This is a genomic window from Nocardia sp. NPDC001965 (assembly GCF_053594175.1).
On the sequence record NZ_JBSFDZ010000001.1, the window covers coordinates 759798 to 775524 of the forward strand.

Here is a 15727-nt window from a genome sequence, read left to right on the forward strand (position 1 = left end):
GCCGTCGACACCGCACGCCCCGTGATGTCCAGCCCTACCCGCCCGACAGTGAGAGAAGTCCAGCGATGCCGAAAATCGTAGTGTTCGGAGCCACCGGCTACACCGGCCGCCTGATCGCCCAGAACCTGGTGGCCCGGGGCAGCGCGCCGGTTCTGGCCGCGCGCGACGCGACAGCACTGGAGAAACTCGCCGCGGATATCGGCGGTGCGGCGACCGCGGTCGCCGATGTCACCGATCCCGACTCGGTACGCGCGCTGCTGGGCCGCGGCGACGTCCTCATCACCACGGTGGGCCCGTTCCTGCGCTACGGCGGACCCGCGCTGGCCGCCGCCGTCGCGGCCGGGGCCCACTATTTCGACTCCACCGGCGAAGGCCCCTTCATCCGCACGGTTTTCGAACACGACGAGGAAGCGCGCACGGCGGGCGTCGGCCTGCTTCCCGCCTTCGGATTCGATTACGTCCCGGGCAATCTGGCCGCCGGAATCGCATTACGCGAAGCGCCCGCGGCGGTGCGCGCCGATATCGGCTACTTCATCGCCGACCCGGGTACCAGCGGGGGCACCCGCGCGTCCATGGCGGGCATGCTGTTCGAGAACGGTTTCGCCCTGCGCGCCGGCCGGGTCGTCCCCCAGCGGACGGCCGCCCGGATCCGCAGCTTCGATGTCGCGGGCCGGGAACGTTCGGGTGCCTCGGTGCCCGGTTCGGAACATCTGACACTCATCCGGTCCTATCCGGGACTGCGGGACGCCGATGTGTATCTCGGCCTGCCCGCGGGGGCCGCGCACGGGCTGCGGGTCACCTCGTTGCTCGCCGGTGCCGTCGCCCGGGTGGACCCGGTGAAAAGGCTGGCCGAGGACGTATTGACCCGCGTCGTCAAAGGGTCCACCGGCGGCCCGGCACCCACCGCCCGCGCCCGCACCCGGACCTGGGCGGTCGCCGAAGTATCCGACGACACCGGCAAGGTGCTGGCATCGGTGACGCTCGCGGCCGGCGATCCCTACGATTTCACCGCGGCGATCCTGGCCTGGGGCGCGCGGACCGCGCTCGACGGCGGTTTGCGAGGCACCGGGGCCCTGGGCCCGGTCGAGGCCTTCGGTCTGGACGTGCTGAGCGCCGGAGCGGCCGAAGCCGGACTGACCCGGTAGCGCCGGGCACGGGGCCCGGCCGGCGCCGAATGCCCACCGGCTGCCCGGGCGGCTTCCGAACCCGGCCGTGGGTCTCGTCAGCGCCGGATACGCATGGCGCCACAGACGGGCGCCGACCAGGGCAGTGCGCGTGAACGTGCGATGTGCTCGTCCAGCGCGACAGCGATATCCGCCGGCAGGTCGACCGCACGACGATGTCGCAGGTCCACGTGGACCAACATGATCTCGACAGTATTGGCGACCCGGCCACCGGCGGTATCGGCCAGGAACATCATCATGTGCACGGCTCTGGCGCTGCGCTCGAGGAATCGGCCGGCCACCGTGAACCGATCGCCTTCACGCAGTTCGCTGTAGTAGGCGAGATGGTGCTCCGCGGTGAACACCCCCATTTTCCGGTCCGCGCGGTAACCGTCGTCGATACCGACCGCGCGTACCAGCGCGTCCGCACCCAGGGAACCCCACTTCAGGTACTGCACGATGTTCATATGGTCGCCGCCGTCGAGTGCTTCGCCGGTCACCGCGCCGGCGATCGCCTCCGGCAGTGCCGCTACCTCGTTCGCTGTGGGGAGTCCGTCGATCATGCCCGTGATTCTCGGAGCCCGGACCCCGCTTCCGGACCGAAGAGTCCACTCAGCGGAATCGTGGCGTCGCGCCGCCGCCGCGACCCCCAATCCTCGGGAGTCGGGCAGCGCACCGGCGCATCGCCCTCCGACTTCCGACAGGAGCCCCCTCGATGACCGAACTCCAGCGCTACGACGGCCGCCGCGTCCTCATCACCGGCGGCGGATCCGGTATCGGTCAGGCCACCACGCTGCGGATACTCCGCGAAGGCGGCCGCGTGGTGGCCGCCGACATCAGCGAGACCGGGTTGGCGGACACCCTCGCGAAGGCCGGCACCGACCGGGAACGGCTGACCACCTCGATCATGGATATCGCCGACGAGGAATCGGTCCGCTCCGGAGTCGCCGACGCCGTCCGGGTGCTCGGCGGCCTCGACACCCTCGTCAATGCCGCCGGCGTGCTCCGATCGGCTCATTTCGAGGACACCTCGGTCCAGGAGTTCGAGCGGATCCTGCGTATCAACCTCGTCGGCACCTTCCTGGTCACCCGCGAATCCATCGCGGCGCTGCGGACCGGAAACGCCCCGGCGGTGGTGAATTTCAGCTCGACCTCCGCGGTGTTCGCGCATCCGTACATGTCGGCCTACGCCGCGTCCAAGGGTGGTATCCAGGCGATGACCCACGCGCTGGCCATGGAGTTCGGCAAACAGGGCATCCGGTTCAATGCCGTTCAACCGGGTTCCATTTCGTCCGGGATGACCGACGGCACCGGCGCGTCCGGACAGAGCATCGGGCCGGGCCTGCCCGCCGACGCGGATATCGCCCTGTTCGCCAAGGCCGCACCGGCCCTGCCGCTGCCGGGCGGTGTCCCGTTCGCGGGGCCCGACGCGGTGGCCGCGGTGGTGGCGATGCTCGGATCCCCCGATGCCTATTTCGTCACCGGAACCGAGGTCCGCGTCGACGGCGGTTCGCATATGTGAACCGGCACGCCACCGGAACTGTCGCGTTTGCTCCGTGTCGCGCGCGGGTAGTTGACAGAACCGGAGGTGTTGCCGGGTGAAACGGCGTTTTCGCAGGTTGCGCGGCCGAGTGCTGCGCCGCGCCGAGGCTCGGGTCGCGGTGCGTACGCTGCGGGCAGCGTGGTCGGACCAACTGTCCGACTGGGCCGCCGCGCTCACGTACTACAGCATGCTGTCGCTGTTTCCGGCGCTGTTGCTCACCGTCGCCGTACTCGGCCTGGCCGGGCCGGAGCCCACCGGTGCGCTGGCCGGAGCGGCGGGCCATCTGGGCCCGGAGGGCAGTGGTAGCCTGCTCGCCGATTCGGTACGCCATCTGGAGCAGGTCCGGGCCTGGTCGGCACCGATCGCGATCGTGGGGCTGATATCCGGGTTGTGGACGGCATCCGGCTATATCGGCGCGTTCATCCGGGCCGCCAACGCGCTGTACGGCGTCGTCGAGAGCCGGTCCCGGCCCAAAACGATCCTGCTGCAGCTGTCGTTCAGCGCGGTACTGATCCTGATGCTGGTCGTCACCGGTATCGGTTTCGTGGTGACCAACGGAATGGCCGGGCGGTTCGGTGGCCTCTTCGCGGGCCTGCCCTTCGTGCACGGCGCCTGGGCGATCCTCGAATGGTTCGTACTCGCGCTGGTGGTCAGTTTCGCGCTGTCGCTGCTCTACTGGGTCGCGCCGAATGTGACCGGGCAGCGGTTCCGCTGGCCGTCGGCAGGCAGTTCGATGGCGGTGGCGTTATGGCTCGCCGGTTCGGCGGGCTTGTCCTTCTACGCCTCGCATTTCGACTCCTTCAACAAGGTCTACGGGTCACTGGCCGCGGCGATCGTCTTCCTCATCTGGTTGTGGGTCACCAATTTCGCGGTTCTGCTGGGCGCGGTGGTCGATGCGCAACGGGCCCGCCGACCAGCGCCGACCACCGCGGACCAGGACCGAGACGCGGGCGCGGGCGGTACAGGCGATACCGAGGAGGCGGACGAACCAGCCGAACCGGACCAGCTCGCCACAGCGGTGCAGAGCCCGGGCGCGGGCTGACCGGCGGCCGCGGCGGTCACGAACGCCGGGCCGGGAAGTCGGCGCTGCGGGCGACCGATGCCCACCGTCGCGTCTCCTCGTCCCGCTCGGCGCCGGCGGCCAGCGCCTGCTCTACCGCACCGCCGCCCAGCAGCAACCGCCGCGGTGGTTCCGGACTGTCGACAGTATCGACGATGATCCGCGCCGCCCGGGCGGGGTCACCGGGCTGGACGCCGTTCGTCGCGCGGCGCATCTCGTGTATACGGCCGACGGTGTCCAGGTAGTCCGGGCCCGGCTCGTGCATCGCCATCGACGAGCCCTGCCAGTCGGTACGGAACGCACCCGGCTCCACGATGATCACCCGCACACCGAACGGGCGCACCTCGCTCGCCAGCACTTCCGAGAAGCCTTCCACGGCGAACTTCGCGGTTTGGTAAGCCCCCATCCCCGGCGTCCCGCCGACGCGGCCGCCGACGGAGGAGAACTGCACGAATACGCCGGACCGCTGCGCACGCAGCACCGGCAACGCGGCCCGGGTGACATTGACGACTCCGTAGAGATTCGCTTCGATCTGGTCGCGGAAGCTCTCGATGCTCATCTCCTCGATCGCCGCGCTGTCGGCATAGCCCGCGTTGTTCACCACCACATCGAGGCGGCCGAACTCGGCGACGGCGAATGCCGCTGCGGCCCGGGCCGCAGCGGCATCGGTCACATCGAGGGCGAAGGTTCGGGCGCGGTCGGGACTGTCGGCGACCAGTGCGCGCAGTTGTTCGGGACGGCGTGCGGTCGCGACGACGCGGTCGCCCCGCGCGAGGGCGGCGCGCACCAGTTCCGCGCCGAATCCGCGTGAGCTGCCGGTGACGAGCCAGACTTTCGAGGTATCGGACATGACCTGCGCTCCTTCGGTTCCAGGCGGTGGATCGGCGCCGCCGGACGAGGCTTCCGATTCCTACACCGCCAGATATTGTCTACAGCCGTATACTTACCGCGTGTATACAGACGTAGACTCCGCCTCGGCTATTCCCGGGCCGCGAAAATGACCACGTCCGGTCCCCGCCCGCGCAATGCGGCCGCCACCCGCGCGGCGATCCTGCACTCGGCGATCCGGCATTTCGCCCGCTCCGGCTACGACGGTGCCGGGGTGCGATCGATCGCCCAGGACGCGGGAGTCAGCGCGATGATGGTGAACCGGTATTTCGGGTCCAAGGAACAACTGTTCGCCGAAGCCGTGGAAGTCGCCTTCGCACCCCCGGCGGTGATCACCGAGAACTCGGTGTCGCTCGCGCACGACACCGCCGCCGCCCTGGTCGCCCGCACCCATCCGGACGCCGACCCGCTGGAGCCTTTCCTGATCATGCTCAGGTCTGTATCCAGCCCCTACGCCGTCGAGATCGTGCGCGACGCGATCGAACGTCATGTCGGGCAGCGATTGTCCCGGCAACTGCCCGGACCCGACAGCGACCTCCGCGGCGACATCACCCTGTCGGTGATCGCCGGTGTTCTGTTGATGCGCCGGATCGTCGGCACCCGGGCGCTCGCGGAAGCCGGAGCCGACCGGCTCACCGCGATACTCGAATCGGTGTTCACCGCTGTCGCGGACGCACCGCGGCCGTAGCACACGAAATCTCCACAACTGGCGCCCGTTCTCTTCACACGCACTGGCTAGGCTCCCCGAGCATGGAACAGAACGCACCGGCAGGGGGAGCGACGGCGCGGCGGATCCTGGTCGTGGACGACGAACCCACGATCGCCGAATCGGTGGCCGCACGGCTGCGCGCCGAAGGGTTCACCGTCGATACAGCGCACGACGGGCCCGCCGCCGTGACAGTCGCGAGCACCTTCGATCCCGATCTCGTCGTCCTCGATGTCATGCTGCCCGGGTACGACGGACTGGAGGTGTGCCGGCGGATCCAGGCCCGACGTTCGGTACCGGTGCTGATGCTCACGGCACGCACCGACGAAACCGATCAACTGGTCGGGCTCGGCGTCGGCGCCGACGACTATCTGACCAAACCGTTCTCGCTGCGGGTTCTCACCGCGCGCGTGCACGCCCTGTTGCGCCGGGTCGATCGCGCGGTCGCGCACAACGGCGCTGTCACCGTCGTCGGCGATCTGCGGATCGATGCCGACCAGCGCCGGGTCTGGCGCGGCGGTGTCGAAGCGCAGCTCACCCCGCTGGAGTTCGATCTGCTCTCCAGTCTGGCCCGACGGCCCCGGGCGGTCCTCGCTCGCGAACGCCTGCTCGAGGAGGTATGGGACTGGGCCGATGCCGCGGGCACTCGCGCGGTCGACAGCCATATCAAGGCACTGCGCCGGAAACTCGGTGCCGACCTGATCCGGACCGTCCACCGTGTGGGTTATGCCCTGGAGACACGATGAGCGACCGGATCGCCGCACCCGCCGGAACCGATTCTCGTGCCGGACTCGTCCGCGCGGCACAGCGGGCATCGCAGCGGCTGGCGGCAGTACTCCCCCGCCCGCTGGACCGGATCCGTTCCGTCAAACTGAAGCTGGCCGTATTGATGACCTTCGCCGGCGGGATCGCCTTCGGCTGGTTCCGGCTGCGGATCGGCTGGCTGCCGCCGACGACGACGCTGGCCGCCATGGTGATCGCGCTGGTGTCCTCCCAATTCCTGGCGCACGGGATCACCATGCCATTGCGGGAGATGACCGCGGCGGCCCGGCGGATGGCGCAGGGTGACTATACGAGCAGGGTCCGCGCCACTTCGCGCGACGAGGTCGGGCAGCTGGCCGAGGCGTTCAACCGGATGGCCGCCGACCTCGCCGCCGCGGACCGGCAACGGCGTGAGCTGATCGCCAATGTCTCGCACGAGTTGCGCACACCGATTGCCGCGCTGCACGCCGTATTGGAGAACCTGGTGGACGGCGTGTCCCAGCCCGATCCGGGCACGCTGGAAACCGCACTCGCCCAGACCGACCGGCTCGGCCGCCTCGTCGCCGAACTCCTCGACCTGTCCAGTATCGAGGCGGGTGCGGTACCCCTGGAACGTGAAGAGTTCGCAATCGCCGCACTGTTCGCCGAAGTCGTGGCCGAGGCCGAGGTGACGACGGCCGGTTCGGGCCGTGCCGTCCGCTTCCGGAGCATGGTCGACCCCACCACCGCCACCGTGTACGCCGACCGGGCCCGCCTGCACCAAGTCCTGCTGAATCTGCTGGACAACGCCGCCCGGCACGGGCCGGCCGGCGGCGAGGTCCGCCTCCACGCCAGGCTGGTGGGCGACGACGCCGTCATCGATGTCGACGACGACGGCCCCGGCATCCCCCATGCCCAACGCGAGCACATATTCGACCGTTTCACCCGTGGCGGCCGTACCGACGGTGGCGGCACCGGACTGGGTCTCGCCATCGCGCGCTGGGTGATAGACCTGCACCGCGGCCGTATCGCTGTCATCGATCCCGGCTCGCGGATCCGGGTGACACTGCCGGCCACCGAGATCCACACCCACTGACCTGCCCACTCCCTCGACCCCGGCTGCCGATCGGCTCCAGGGGCGATACCGCACACCCTCAGGAGGCCGACCGTGCCCGAACCATCAGCCCCGGAAACCACTGCGACCGAACGCGTGGAAAAGACAGCACCCGCCGGTCCGGAAGCCTCGGGAGACGCGGTTCGAACGCAGTCGCCGGTGGAGCCGCCCAGATGGCACCGGGTGGCGTATCAGCCGGGTGCCCTGACCGCGGCGGTGATCGCCGGACTGGTCGCGGCCGCCGCCGTTCCCGTGGATCGCCCCGGAATCGGCTGGCTGCCGGCCGGTGCCGCCGTCGCGGGCGCGGTGATCGTCGTCCGCCGCCGGGCCGGACGGTCCGCCGGCTCGGACACTGTCGGCCCACGGATCGATCGGGAACGGTTGTGGTGGGCCGTCGCGGCATCGGCATTGCTGGCGGTCGGTACCTTCCGCGCCGCCGGATGGTTGTTCGCCCTCTGCGTAGTCGCGGCCGCCGTGGCCGGGTCGCTGGCGGTGGTGGGCCGGCGATCCACGCGGGGAATGCTCCGCGACGCGGCGGCGGTTCCACTCGCTTCGGGCGGTGCCCTCGCATGGGTCTACACGGCGCAGACCGGGTTACGGCACGGCACCGGAGATCGCCCGCGGCGCCTCGCTGTATCCGGCGCCGTCACGATGGGGTTGCTGGCGGTGTTCGTACCGTTGCTGGCCGGAGCCGATGCCACCTTCGCCGCACTGGTCGAAGCACTGGTGCCGCGGATGGACGGTGGCACCGTCGTTCGCTGGACCGTGGTGTTCCTGCTCGCGGGCGTCGGCAGTCTCAGCGCCGTATATCTGCTCGCCGGGTCCGAAACGGATCGGCCGGCCGGTAGTCGCGTCCGGACGCTGACCCGGTGGGAATGGGGTCTGCCGGTCGGGGCGCTCGCGTCGGTGTTCGCGGCCTTCGTCGGCGCGCAACTGATGGCCCTGTTCGGCGGCGACGGGTATGTGCAGCGCACCGCGGGCCTCACCTACGCCGAATACGCGCGCAGCGGATTCTGGCAACTGTCCACGGTCACCGTGCTCACTCTCGCCGTCATCCTTTTCGTATTGCAGCGCGCCGCCCGGGATTCGGCCGCCGACCGCCGGTGGCTGCGCGGACTGCTGTCCGCCGTCAGCGTGCTCACCCTGGTGATGGTCGCCTCCGCCCTCGGCCGCATGTGGACCTACCAGGAGGCGTACGGGTTCACCGTGCTCCGCCTGCTGGTCGGGACCTGTGAACTCTGGCTCGGCATCGTGTACATCCTGGTGATCGTCGCCGTATCGCGCCTGGAATCGGCCTGGCTGCCCCGGGCCGCCGCCGGAACCGCCGTGGCCGCACTGCTGGCACTGTCCGCCCTGAACCCCGAAGGGCTGATCGCGCGCGAGAACATCGACCGCTGGGAACGCGGCGAGGAGATCGATCTCGACTACCTCGCCGGCCTGTCCGCCGATATCGTTCCCGCGATCGATCGCCTGCCCGCCGCACTGCGCGTCGACCTCCGTGACCACCTCCGGCTCGACGACGACACCTGGAACAGCTGGAACCTCGCCCGCGCCCGGGCGCGATGACCGGTCGCAACGGGTTCCGGCCGCGGCTACCCGGTCTTACGGCCCACCGCGCCGTAGAGCGACACCTTCTTGTCGTGGCTCGGCGGATGCTCGATCCCGCTGTTGCGCCACCGATGGATCACCTCGACGCCGGGCTCCACCAGCTCCAGCTGTTCGAAGAACCGCGCGACCTCGGCCCGGGTGCGCGGCCGCACCGGAATCCCCCGGTCCACGTAGACCTGCAACAACCGCGCCATACCGTCGGGATCGTCGGGCCCGTTGTCGAACTCGGTCGTCACATGCGACATCGCCAGATAGGAACCCGGTGCCAGTGGCGCCATCAAGGTGTTCACGATGTCGTACACATCGCCGGGCACGAAATGCAGGAGTGCCATGAGCGATACCGCCACCGGCTCCGAGAAGTCCAGCGTCTCCCGCAGTTCCGGGGCGGCGAGAATCGACGCGGGGTCGCCGGCATCGGCCTGGATATAGGTGGTGCGGCCCAGTTCGGAACTCACCAGCAAGGCCCGGGCGTGCGCCAGCACGATCGGGTCGTTGTCGACGTACACCACTCGTGCGTCCGGTGCCAGGTCCTGGGCCACCTGGTGCAGGTTCGGCTCGGTCGGGATACCGGTGCCGATATCGAGGAACTGGCGGACACCCTGTTCGGTGAGGTAGCGCGTGGCGTGCCGCATGAACTCGCGGTTCGTCCGGGCGGTCAGCCGGACCGCCGGAAAATCCCGTAGCGCCTGTTCCGCGGCGGCCCGGTCGGCTTCATAGGAGTCCTTGCCGCCGAGAAAGTAGTCGTACATGCGGGCCGGGTGCGCCACACCGGTGCGAAGGTCGATGGAGCCGTCGGACACGGCGAATTCTCCTAGGGACGTCGAAATCGGTACTCCCGCAGGTATACCGCATCCATGAGAGCTGCCCGGCACGTTCCGGCGGATCGATACGGTGCAGATGGGCCCTGTCTCCACCACACCGATTCGTTTCCGGCCGCGGTCTGCCGGGCCGGTGCCGGTGACCTCCCCTCGCTTCGGCGACACGGTCGGCGGTCGTAGCGCGAGCCGCGCCACCTCACACATTTGACCTTGACACTGTGACAAGGTCTTCACTGAGCGGAGGAGGTGGTCCCCATCAACTCGTCACCCGATTCATCGACCCCGCGACTGCTCGACGCCCTCGGTGCCGCGAATTCGTCGATCCGGCTCCAGGCCGCCCTGGCGGCGGGCACGAATCCCGACCCCGGTCTCACCGTCGCGCTCCTGGCGCGGTGCGCGATCGAACCGGATTTCTTCGTCCGCGACATGCTCACCTGGGCGCTGACCCGTATGCCGGCGGAGATCACGGTCCCCGCCTTGTGCGCGGAACTGCGGTCCGAACGCGCCCAGGCGCGCAGCCAGGCGCTGCACACCCTGTCCAAGATCGGCGACAGCGCCGTCTGGCCCGCGATCACCCGGTCGCTGTTGCGCGACGCCGACGACGAGGTCGCCCGGAGCGCGTGGCGTGCTGCCGTCGTCCTCGTTCCTCCCGGACAGGTTGTCGGCCTGGCCGCGGAATTGGCCACCCAGCTCGGTCGCGGTGACCGGACGCTGCGGCTGAGTCTCAGCCGGGCGCTGGTCGCGCTCGGCGAGCGGATCGAGCCCGTCCTGCACACGGCGCTGACCGCTGCCGATCCGGCGGTGCGGGCCCACGCCCGGGCCACCGTACAGCTGCTGCACGATCCGGAGGCCGCGTTCGACCCGGGCGTCGACGAAGCGAAGCGGATCGTCGCGCTCGGACCGGAACCCGCCGGGGACACCGCATGCTGATCGGTGAGGTCGCACATCGCTCGGGGGTGAGCACCCGGATGCTCCGGCATTACGACACCCTCGGGCTGGTGCGGCCGACCGGCCGCACCGTGGGCGGCTATCGCGAGTACACGACCGAGGACATCCGGCGTATCTTCCATGTGGAGAGCCTGCGGTCGCTGGGCTTGTCGCTGCGCCAGGTCGGACATGCGCTGCGGGATCCGGCTTTCGCACCGTCGGAGCTGGTGAGCGATCTCATCCGGCAGACCGAGGACCGGCTCCGGCGTGAGCGGGAGCTGCTCGACCGGCTCCGGACGGTCGATGCCGCGGAGCCGACGGGCTGGCAGGATGTGCTGCGTATCGTCGAACTGCTGCACGGACTCGGCTCGCCGAACGCCGCGCGGCGGCAGCAAACCGTCCTGACCTCGACAGAAGATACGCCGATCGCCACCGATGTCCTGGCCGGGGCGGTGCTCACCGAGTCCGATCCCAATGTCGCGGGTGCCCTGCGCTGGGCTCTCGCGCGGGCGGGCGCCGACGGTGTCGCGCGCGTGGCGGCCGGATTGTCCTCGGAAGACGCCGAGATACGGCAGCGCGCGGTACTCGCTCTCACCGAGATACCCGGTGACGAAGCGAGGGCGATCCTGGTCCGGGCACTCGGGAACGCGGACGCAACGGTACGCCGGCATGCCGCCCTCGCCGTCGGCGGCCAGGGCGATCCGACGGCCGTCCCGGTGCTCGTCGAGATGGTGACCGAGGGAACGCAGGATGTGGAGGCCGCCGAGATCCTCGGTTTCCTGGCGACGAACCCAGAGCAGGCGGACCGGATATCGAGCGCACTCGCCGCCGTGCTCACCGCGCACACCGCCGATACCGTGGTACGGATCCGTGTGGCGCAGGCTTTCGCCGAGATGCCGCGGGCCGTCGCCTTGGCCGGTCTGCGCCCGTTGACCGAGGATCCCGACCCGGCGGTCGCCCTGGTCGCCTCGGCGTTCACCGGGATGTTCGAAGCGGCTCCGGGCGACTGAGCCCGCCGGCACCGCGGCGCCGGCGGGCCGCCTCGGGCAGGTTTCCACACGGTCCGGCTGGGCAACCGGGGGCCATGGACACCGACAACCCCACACCCGGCACCACACCGGCCGCCGCGAGCGAACCGGTGCCACCCCACACCCAGGTCACCCCCGCCGATCTACGCCGCCTCCTCGACACCGACGACCCGCAGGCCACGCTGGTACTGGACGCGGGGCAGATCCGGATCGAGACCGATCCCGATGCCGCGGCACGAGAGCTGCCCGTCGTCACCCGCGCCGCGCTCGCCGAGCGGATCGGCGCGGCATCCGACGACCGGGCGCTCACCGTGCAGGCCGCCGAGCTCAATACCGAGATCCGAATGCTCGGCGCCTGAGCCCGCCGGGCCCCGTCCCGCCACACTTCACCCGGACGATCGCAGTCCGGTCGGCCACACACGGAATCGGAACAAGCGGGTGCGGGCCGGCCACTGTAGTGGCCGGCCCGCACCCGCCCGGCACTCATCCGTCCTGGGTGACCAGACGCTTGGTGGTCTGCCGGAACGCCCACAGCACCACCAGTGCGGCCAGCACCGTCAGCGGCGTTCCCATCGCGATCTTGGCGACCGCCAGCCAGGTCGTCGAGTCGGCCAGGTACAACCACTCCTTGACGACGAACCGGGCGCCGAACATCGCCGCTACGGCCAGGGTGGCTATATCGTGCGCGCGCAATGCCACCGGGTCGGCGCGCCAGTTCCGCGCACCGCCGTGCACCAGATTCCAGACCACACCCGTCAGTGGCCGCCGGATCAACGCCGAACCGAATGTGACGACGAACCCCGCCAGCGCCACCCAGATGCCGAGCACGAAGAAATCCTTCGCCGAACCGGTCCAGGCGACGATCCCCACGGCGACCCCGATACCGAGCAGCCCGCCGATGGCGGAGGAGAACCGCTCCCCGCGAACCAGCCGGAACACGGTGAGCGCCACCCCGACCGCGAGTGAGATCCCGATCGTCGGCGCCAGCGGTGACACCGCGTTGGCGGCCACGAACACCACGACCGGCAGGGTCGAATACACGAAGCCCATCGGGCCGCCCATCTGGTCCAGCAGGGTCGGCTTCGGCGCGGCGGTGGCGGTTTCGGCGGCCGGCTCCGCGACCGGCACCGCCGCCTCGGTCTCCGTCCGGTCGGTGTGCTGCTCCGTCATGGTCATCCCGTCCTCCCATGTGGTTTTCGAGCTCGAATCCATGAAAAACCATGCCGCAACGGCACACTCAAGTCCGGCAGGAAACCCCGGCAGCCGCAACGGCGCGCGGCCGTCCTCCGCGGTCGCGAAGGGGAGTGATACAGCCGAGTAGGCTCGCCCTCGTGAATCCTGACGAAGAAGGTGGTACGCAGGTCGAGGTAGTCCGGGTCTTCACCGATGCCGCCGGGCAGTGGGGCAACGCACTCGGCATCGCGCGCGGCGGTGACGTGGCCGGTGTCGATCACCAGGAACTGGCCGCCCGGCTCGGCTACAGCGAGACCGTCGTCGTCGAGAATCCGACCGGCGATATCGCCCGGATGCGGATCTACACCCCCGCCATCGAACTCCCCTTCGCCGGTCATCCCACTGTCGGGACAGCCTGGTGGCTGGCGGATCAGGGCACTCCGGTCACCACCCTCGAGGTGCCGGCCGGCCCGGTGGCCGTCGACACGGCCGACGGCCTCACCTGGGTGCGCGCCCGAGCGGACTGGGCGCCCGATTTCACCTTCCACGAATTCGACGATCTCGAACTGCTGCGCACCCTGCACCCCGCAGATTTCGACAGCGGACAGCACTATGTCTGGGCCTGGACCGACCGCGCGCGCGGCACCGTGCGTTCCCGTATGTTCGCACCCGCGATGGGGATCGCGGAGGACGAGGCCACCGGCGCGGCCGCCATCGCCCTCACCGCCCGGCTCGAACGCGACCTGGACATCACGCAGGGGCAGGGTTCGCAACTGTTCACCCGGCACGACCCGGGCGGCTGGGTCGACCTGGGCGGACGCGTGGTCCCCGACCATCCCGTCGTTCTCTGACCATCCCCCCGGAGCCCGGACCCCGCGGCTTCACCACATATTTCCGGGCGACGACCACGTTCCCATACTCGGGAACATCCGATAATCAACGGGTATCGACACTGTCTGCCGAGGTGAGAGCGAGGCGTCCATGAGCCCCGACGGCACCAAACGGCTGGGCGATCTGCACAAACTCCCGGACTGCGCACCGCCCGGACTGATCGCTCTGGTCGGTGTGGCCGAGGGCGTCATCCAGGAACAGGTCGAGCTGCTGGGCTCCGGCAAACCGTCCAAGGCACCCGACCTGCGCAAACTGCTGCGCGAGCAGGGAATCGAGAAGCCCGAGGACCAGTCGACGATGCTCGAAGAGTACGACAAGCACAAAAAGGACGTCGAGGAAGTCAAGTCGACCTACACGAGCAAAGACGACGGCATTGTCGTGAAAACCTCGGGTATCGGCGAGATCGTGACGGATGCCTACGATGCCATCGACACCTCGGTGGGGGAACTGAACGAGAAGATCGACGCCACCTGGACAGCCCACACCTGGACCGACAAAGAAGGCAAAGAGCATCACCGGGTGGCCCAGCACCTCGTGGACAAAGTGTTCACCGGGGTCTGGGACACGTTGAACACGACCTACAAACAGGTTCACGGAGTGTCGGACCAGGCGGCGGCCGCGGCGATCACCATCACCGGCGACGATCCGACCGTCAACCCCATGCGCGGCACCGGCGGTGTCCAGCAGGTGCCGTACAACGGCGGCGGCGGCTCCGGTTACAGTAGTTCCACTCCTTGGTCTTCCAACGCGACTCAGATCGCCAGCGCACCGGTCTCCGGCGCCGATGAGCTGAAGAGGGCCCGGGAGATGATGGACTACCTCATCAACAGATACGGCTTCACCCCCGAGCAGGCAGCCGGAATCATCGGTAATGCCCAGGTCGAGGCGCCCGGCTTCGACTTGGGCGCCGTGGGTGACGGCGGGTCCGCCCACGGCCTGTTCCAGTGGCGCCACGGGCGGTGGGCCGCATTCCAGGACTTCGCGAGCAAGCCGGACCCGAATCAAGATCCGAATCTGCCGCCGCGGAGCAAGGACAACTGGCGGACCCACCTCGACTACATGGTCCAGGAGTTGCGCGGGAACTCTTCCTACCAGGACGCCGAGAACCTCATCAACAGCAATTCGAAGGATGCCGCCGAGGTGGCGAGAGCGTTCGACGCGAAATACGAGATCAGTTCCGGGGAGCTTCGGGAGAAGCGGGTGGGCTACGCGAACCAGTACCTGGAGGACTGGCGGGCGCATCAGACCGTCAGCGCCTGACCGGGAGCTGCGGCCGCACACATTCCAGCACCCCTGCCCGGCAAACCACGCACCACGGACGGTGAATTCCGGTCGGTGCGCGCGAGTATCTTCCCGGCATGTCGACAGACCCGGTCGATCCGGCTCACGGAGTACCGCTCACCGAACGCGTCCTGGAACGGGTGCGCGCCGATCCGAGTGCCGCCGTACTTTCCTACGCTTCCATCCCATGGGCCGACGGTGACATCGCGCCGATCGCACCGGATCGGTTGTCGGAGTTGACATTTACCGGGACGCGCCCTCTCACCGAGCCTGCGGGCCTGGCTCGCCTTCGACACCGGACTGCTGGCACAGTACGGCTGGTTCGATACCGACGGCAATCTCACCCCGCTCCCGCTGCACCGCATCGTGGCCGACGAGATGGGCGGGCACTGGGAGGCCGAATTCCTGCCCTTCGCCGAGCGGTTCGGCGAATGTTTCCTGCTCCCCGGCGGCTCCGATTCCCGGCGCATCCTGGCGGTGGGCGAACCCGATTCACTCAGCGAATATTCCTTCCTCGCCATCGATTTCGACGATCTGCCCTTTATCGGTCTGATGTATCCCGGATTCGACGTATATCTCGCGCATACGGCCGGTGTGGTGGAGCGAGATCTCACCGAGTACACCATGCTCGCCGGTGACCGGACCTACGGCCGTCGCATACGTGAGCACCCCGCGCTGAGATTCGGTGGCGCGCTCTACGAGCAATTCCCCTTCGCCCACTCCTGACCGGAAGCGGCGGTCCGCGCATCATCACCGCCGTCGCTCCATTGCCTGCCCGGCCGGTAG

The 15727-nt window shown here is 69.1% G+C and carries 17 protein-coding genes; 13 read left to right on the top strand and 4 right to left on the bottom strand.

The genetic code is table 11. The features are described from left to right. Positions 1-65 precede the first annotated feature (65 nt). Entirely contained in the window at positions 66-1145 is a 1080-nt protein-coding gene (locus ACWCPQ_RS03430; protein WP_449894158.1) for a saccharopine dehydrogenase family protein, read from the top strand. Positions 1146-1222: 77 nt separating this feature from the next. Here ACWCPQ_RS03430 and ACWCPQ_RS03435 read toward each other — a convergent pair whose 3' ends face one another. Then, positions 1223-1726 (bottom strand): thioesterase family protein, encoded by a 504-nt coding sequence (locus tag ACWCPQ_RS03435; protein ID WP_449894160.1) that lies wholly within the window; start codon positions 1724-1726, stop codon positions 1223-1225. 152 nt (positions 1727-1878) lie between these two features. Between ACWCPQ_RS03435 and ACWCPQ_RS03440 the strand changes: the two genes are divergently transcribed. Both ACWCPQ_RS03440 and ACWCPQ_RS03445 read left to right on the top strand, forming a co-directional pair. Then, positions 1879-2685 (top strand): SDR family NAD(P)-dependent oxidoreductase, encoded by an 807-nt coding sequence (locus ACWCPQ_RS03440; RefSeq protein ID WP_449894163.1) that lies wholly within the window; start codon positions 1879-1881, stop codon positions 2683-2685. Positions 2686-2761: 76 nt separating this feature from the next. Next, the gene (locus ACWCPQ_RS03445) at positions 2762-3748 is read left to right on the top strand and encodes a YihY/virulence factor BrkB family protein (protein ID WP_449894165.1); all 987 of its coding nucleotides are present in this window, start codon (positions 2762-2764) and stop codon (positions 3746-3748) included. A 16-nt stretch (positions 3749-3764) separates the two neighbouring features. Here the strand turns inward: ACWCPQ_RS03445 and ACWCPQ_RS03450 are convergent, their stop codons facing one another. After that, a complete protein-coding gene (locus ACWCPQ_RS03450; protein ID WP_449894167.1) occupies positions 3765-4616 on the bottom strand; it encodes an oxidoreductase in 852 nt (283 codons plus the stop codon). 147 nt (positions 4617-4763) lie between these two features. On the opposite strand from ACWCPQ_RS03450, the gene ACWCPQ_RS03455 reads away from it, so the two are divergent. The 4 genes from ACWCPQ_RS03455 (at position 4764) to ACWCPQ_RS03470 (ending at position 8781) form a co-directional block, all read left to right on the top strand. After that, complete coding sequence (locus ACWCPQ_RS03455) at positions 4764-5342, top strand: TetR/AcrR family transcriptional regulator (RefSeq protein WP_449894168.1); 579 nt, start codon at positions 4764-4766, stop codon at positions 5340-5342. Between the two features lie 62 nt (positions 5343-5404). Continuing rightward, positions 5405-6106, top strand: a complete 702-nt coding sequence (locus ACWCPQ_RS03460) for a response regulator transcription factor (protein WP_449894170.1) — start codon at positions 5405-5407, stop codon at positions 6104-6106. After that, positions 6103-7197, top strand: coding sequence for an ATP-binding protein (locus ACWCPQ_RS03465; RefSeq protein WP_449894172.1), 1095 nt, complete (start codon positions 6103-6105; stop codon positions 7195-7197). The genes ACWCPQ_RS03460 and ACWCPQ_RS03465 overlap by 4 nt, the downstream gene beginning before the upstream one ends. Positions 7198-7374: 177 nt before the next feature. Continuing rightward, positions 7375-8781 carry a DUF4153 domain-containing protein gene (locus ACWCPQ_RS03470; protein ID WP_449894174.1) on the top strand — a complete coding sequence of 469 codons (1407 nt, stop codon included), beginning with the start codon at positions 7375-7377 and terminating at the stop codon, positions 8779-8781. Between the two features lie 26 nt (positions 8782-8807). Here ACWCPQ_RS03470 and ACWCPQ_RS03475 read toward each other — a convergent pair whose 3' ends face one another. Beyond that, the gene (locus ACWCPQ_RS03475) at positions 8808-9623 is read right to left on the bottom strand and encodes an SAM-dependent methyltransferase (RefSeq protein WP_449894177.1); all 816 of its coding nucleotides are present in this window, start codon (positions 9621-9623) and stop codon (positions 8808-8810) included. Positions 9624-9896: 273 nt separating this feature from the next. Between ACWCPQ_RS03475 and ACWCPQ_RS03480 the strand changes: the two genes are divergently transcribed. The 3 genes from ACWCPQ_RS03480 (at position 9897) to ACWCPQ_RS03490 (ending at position 11955) form a co-directional block, all read left to right on the top strand. Continuing rightward, positions 9897-10571 carry a HEAT repeat domain-containing protein gene (locus tag ACWCPQ_RS03480; protein ID WP_449894424.1) on the top strand — a complete coding sequence of 225 codons (675 nt, stop codon included), beginning with the start codon at positions 9897-9899 and terminating at the stop codon, positions 10569-10571. After that, positions 10565-11578: a HEAT repeat domain-containing protein gene (locus ACWCPQ_RS03485; protein WP_449894178.1), complete on the top strand. Its 1014-nt coding sequence runs from the start codon at positions 10565-10567 to the stop codon at positions 11576-11578. Before ACWCPQ_RS03480 ends, ACWCPQ_RS03485 begins: the two co-directional genes overlap by 7 nt. 74 nt (positions 11579-11652) lie before the next feature. Continuing rightward, a complete protein-coding gene (locus ACWCPQ_RS03490) occupies positions 11653-11955 on the top strand; it encodes a hypothetical protein (protein ID WP_449894180.1) in 303 nt (100 codons plus the stop codon). Positions 11956-12079: 124 nt separating this feature from the next. Here the strand turns inward: ACWCPQ_RS03490 and ACWCPQ_RS03495 are convergent, their stop codons facing one another. Continuing rightward, positions 12080-12772 carry a DUF3159 domain-containing protein gene (locus ACWCPQ_RS03495; RefSeq protein WP_449894182.1) on the bottom strand — a complete coding sequence of 231 codons (693 nt, stop codon included), beginning with the start codon at positions 12770-12772 and terminating at the stop codon, positions 12080-12082. A 155-nt stretch (positions 12773-12927) separates the two neighbouring features. Here ACWCPQ_RS03495 and ACWCPQ_RS03500 point away from each other — a divergent pair, with 155 nt between their 5' ends. From ACWCPQ_RS03500 to ACWCPQ_RS03510, 3 genes are all read left to right on the top strand, one after another. After that, complete coding sequence (locus tag ACWCPQ_RS03500; RefSeq protein WP_449894184.1) at positions 12928-13620, top strand: PhzF family phenazine biosynthesis protein; 693 nt, start codon at positions 12928-12930, stop codon at positions 13618-13620. Between the two features lie 130 nt (positions 13621-13750). Continuing rightward, complete coding sequence (locus ACWCPQ_RS03505) at positions 13751-14920, top strand: phage tail tip lysozyme (protein WP_449894186.1); 1170 nt, start codon at positions 13751-13753, stop codon at positions 14918-14920. Between the two features lie 387 nt (positions 14921-15307). After that, on the top strand, positions 15308-15667 hold the full coding sequence (locus ACWCPQ_RS03510; RefSeq protein ID WP_449894187.1) for a hypothetical protein: 360 nt from the start codon (positions 15308-15310) through the stop codon (positions 15665-15667). The last annotated feature ends 60 nt before the right edge of the window (positions 15668-15727 follow it).

Bases quoted from the DNA above. Each gene is read 5' to 3' on its own strand.
- ACWCPQ_RS03430 (WP_449894158.1), top strand. From the start codon at position 66: ATGCCGAAAATCGTAGTGTTCGGAGCCACCGGCTACACCGGCCGCCTG.
- ACWCPQ_RS03435 (WP_449894160.1), bottom strand. From the start codon at position 1,726: ATGATCGACGGACTCCCCACAGCGAACGAGGTAGCGGCACTGCCGGAG.
- ACWCPQ_RS03440 (WP_449894163.1), top strand. From the start codon at position 1,879: ATGACCGAACTCCAGCGCTACGACGGCCGCCGCGTCCTCATCACCGGC.
- ACWCPQ_RS03450 (WP_449894167.1), bottom strand. From the start codon at position 4,616: ATGTCCGATACCTCGAAAGTCTGGCTCGTCACCGGCAGCTCACGCGGA.
- ACWCPQ_RS03455 (WP_449894168.1), top strand. From the start codon at position 4,764: ATGACCACGTCCGGTCCCCGCCCGCGCAATGCGGCCGCCACCCGCGCG.
- ACWCPQ_RS03460 (WP_449894170.1), top strand. From the start codon at position 5,405: ATGGAACAGAACGCACCGGCAGGGGGAGCGACGGCGCGGCGGATCCTG.
- ACWCPQ_RS03465 (WP_449894172.1), top strand. From the start codon at position 6,103: ATGAGCGACCGGATCGCCGCACCCGCCGGAACCGATTCTCGTGCCGGA.
- ACWCPQ_RS03485 (WP_449894178.1), top strand. From the start codon at position 10,565: ATGCTGATCGGTGAGGTCGCACATCGCTCGGGGGTGAGCACCCGGATG.
- ACWCPQ_RS03490 (WP_449894180.1), top strand. From the start codon at position 11,653: ATGGACACCGACAACCCCACACCCGGCACCACACCGGCCGCCGCGAGC.
- ACWCPQ_RS03495 (WP_449894182.1), bottom strand. From the start codon at position 12,772: ATGACCATGACGGAGCAGCACACCGACCGGACGGAGACCGAGGCGGCG.
- ACWCPQ_RS03505 (WP_449894186.1), top strand. From the start codon at position 13,751: ATGAGCCCCGACGGCACCAAACGGCTGGGCGATCTGCACAAACTCCCG.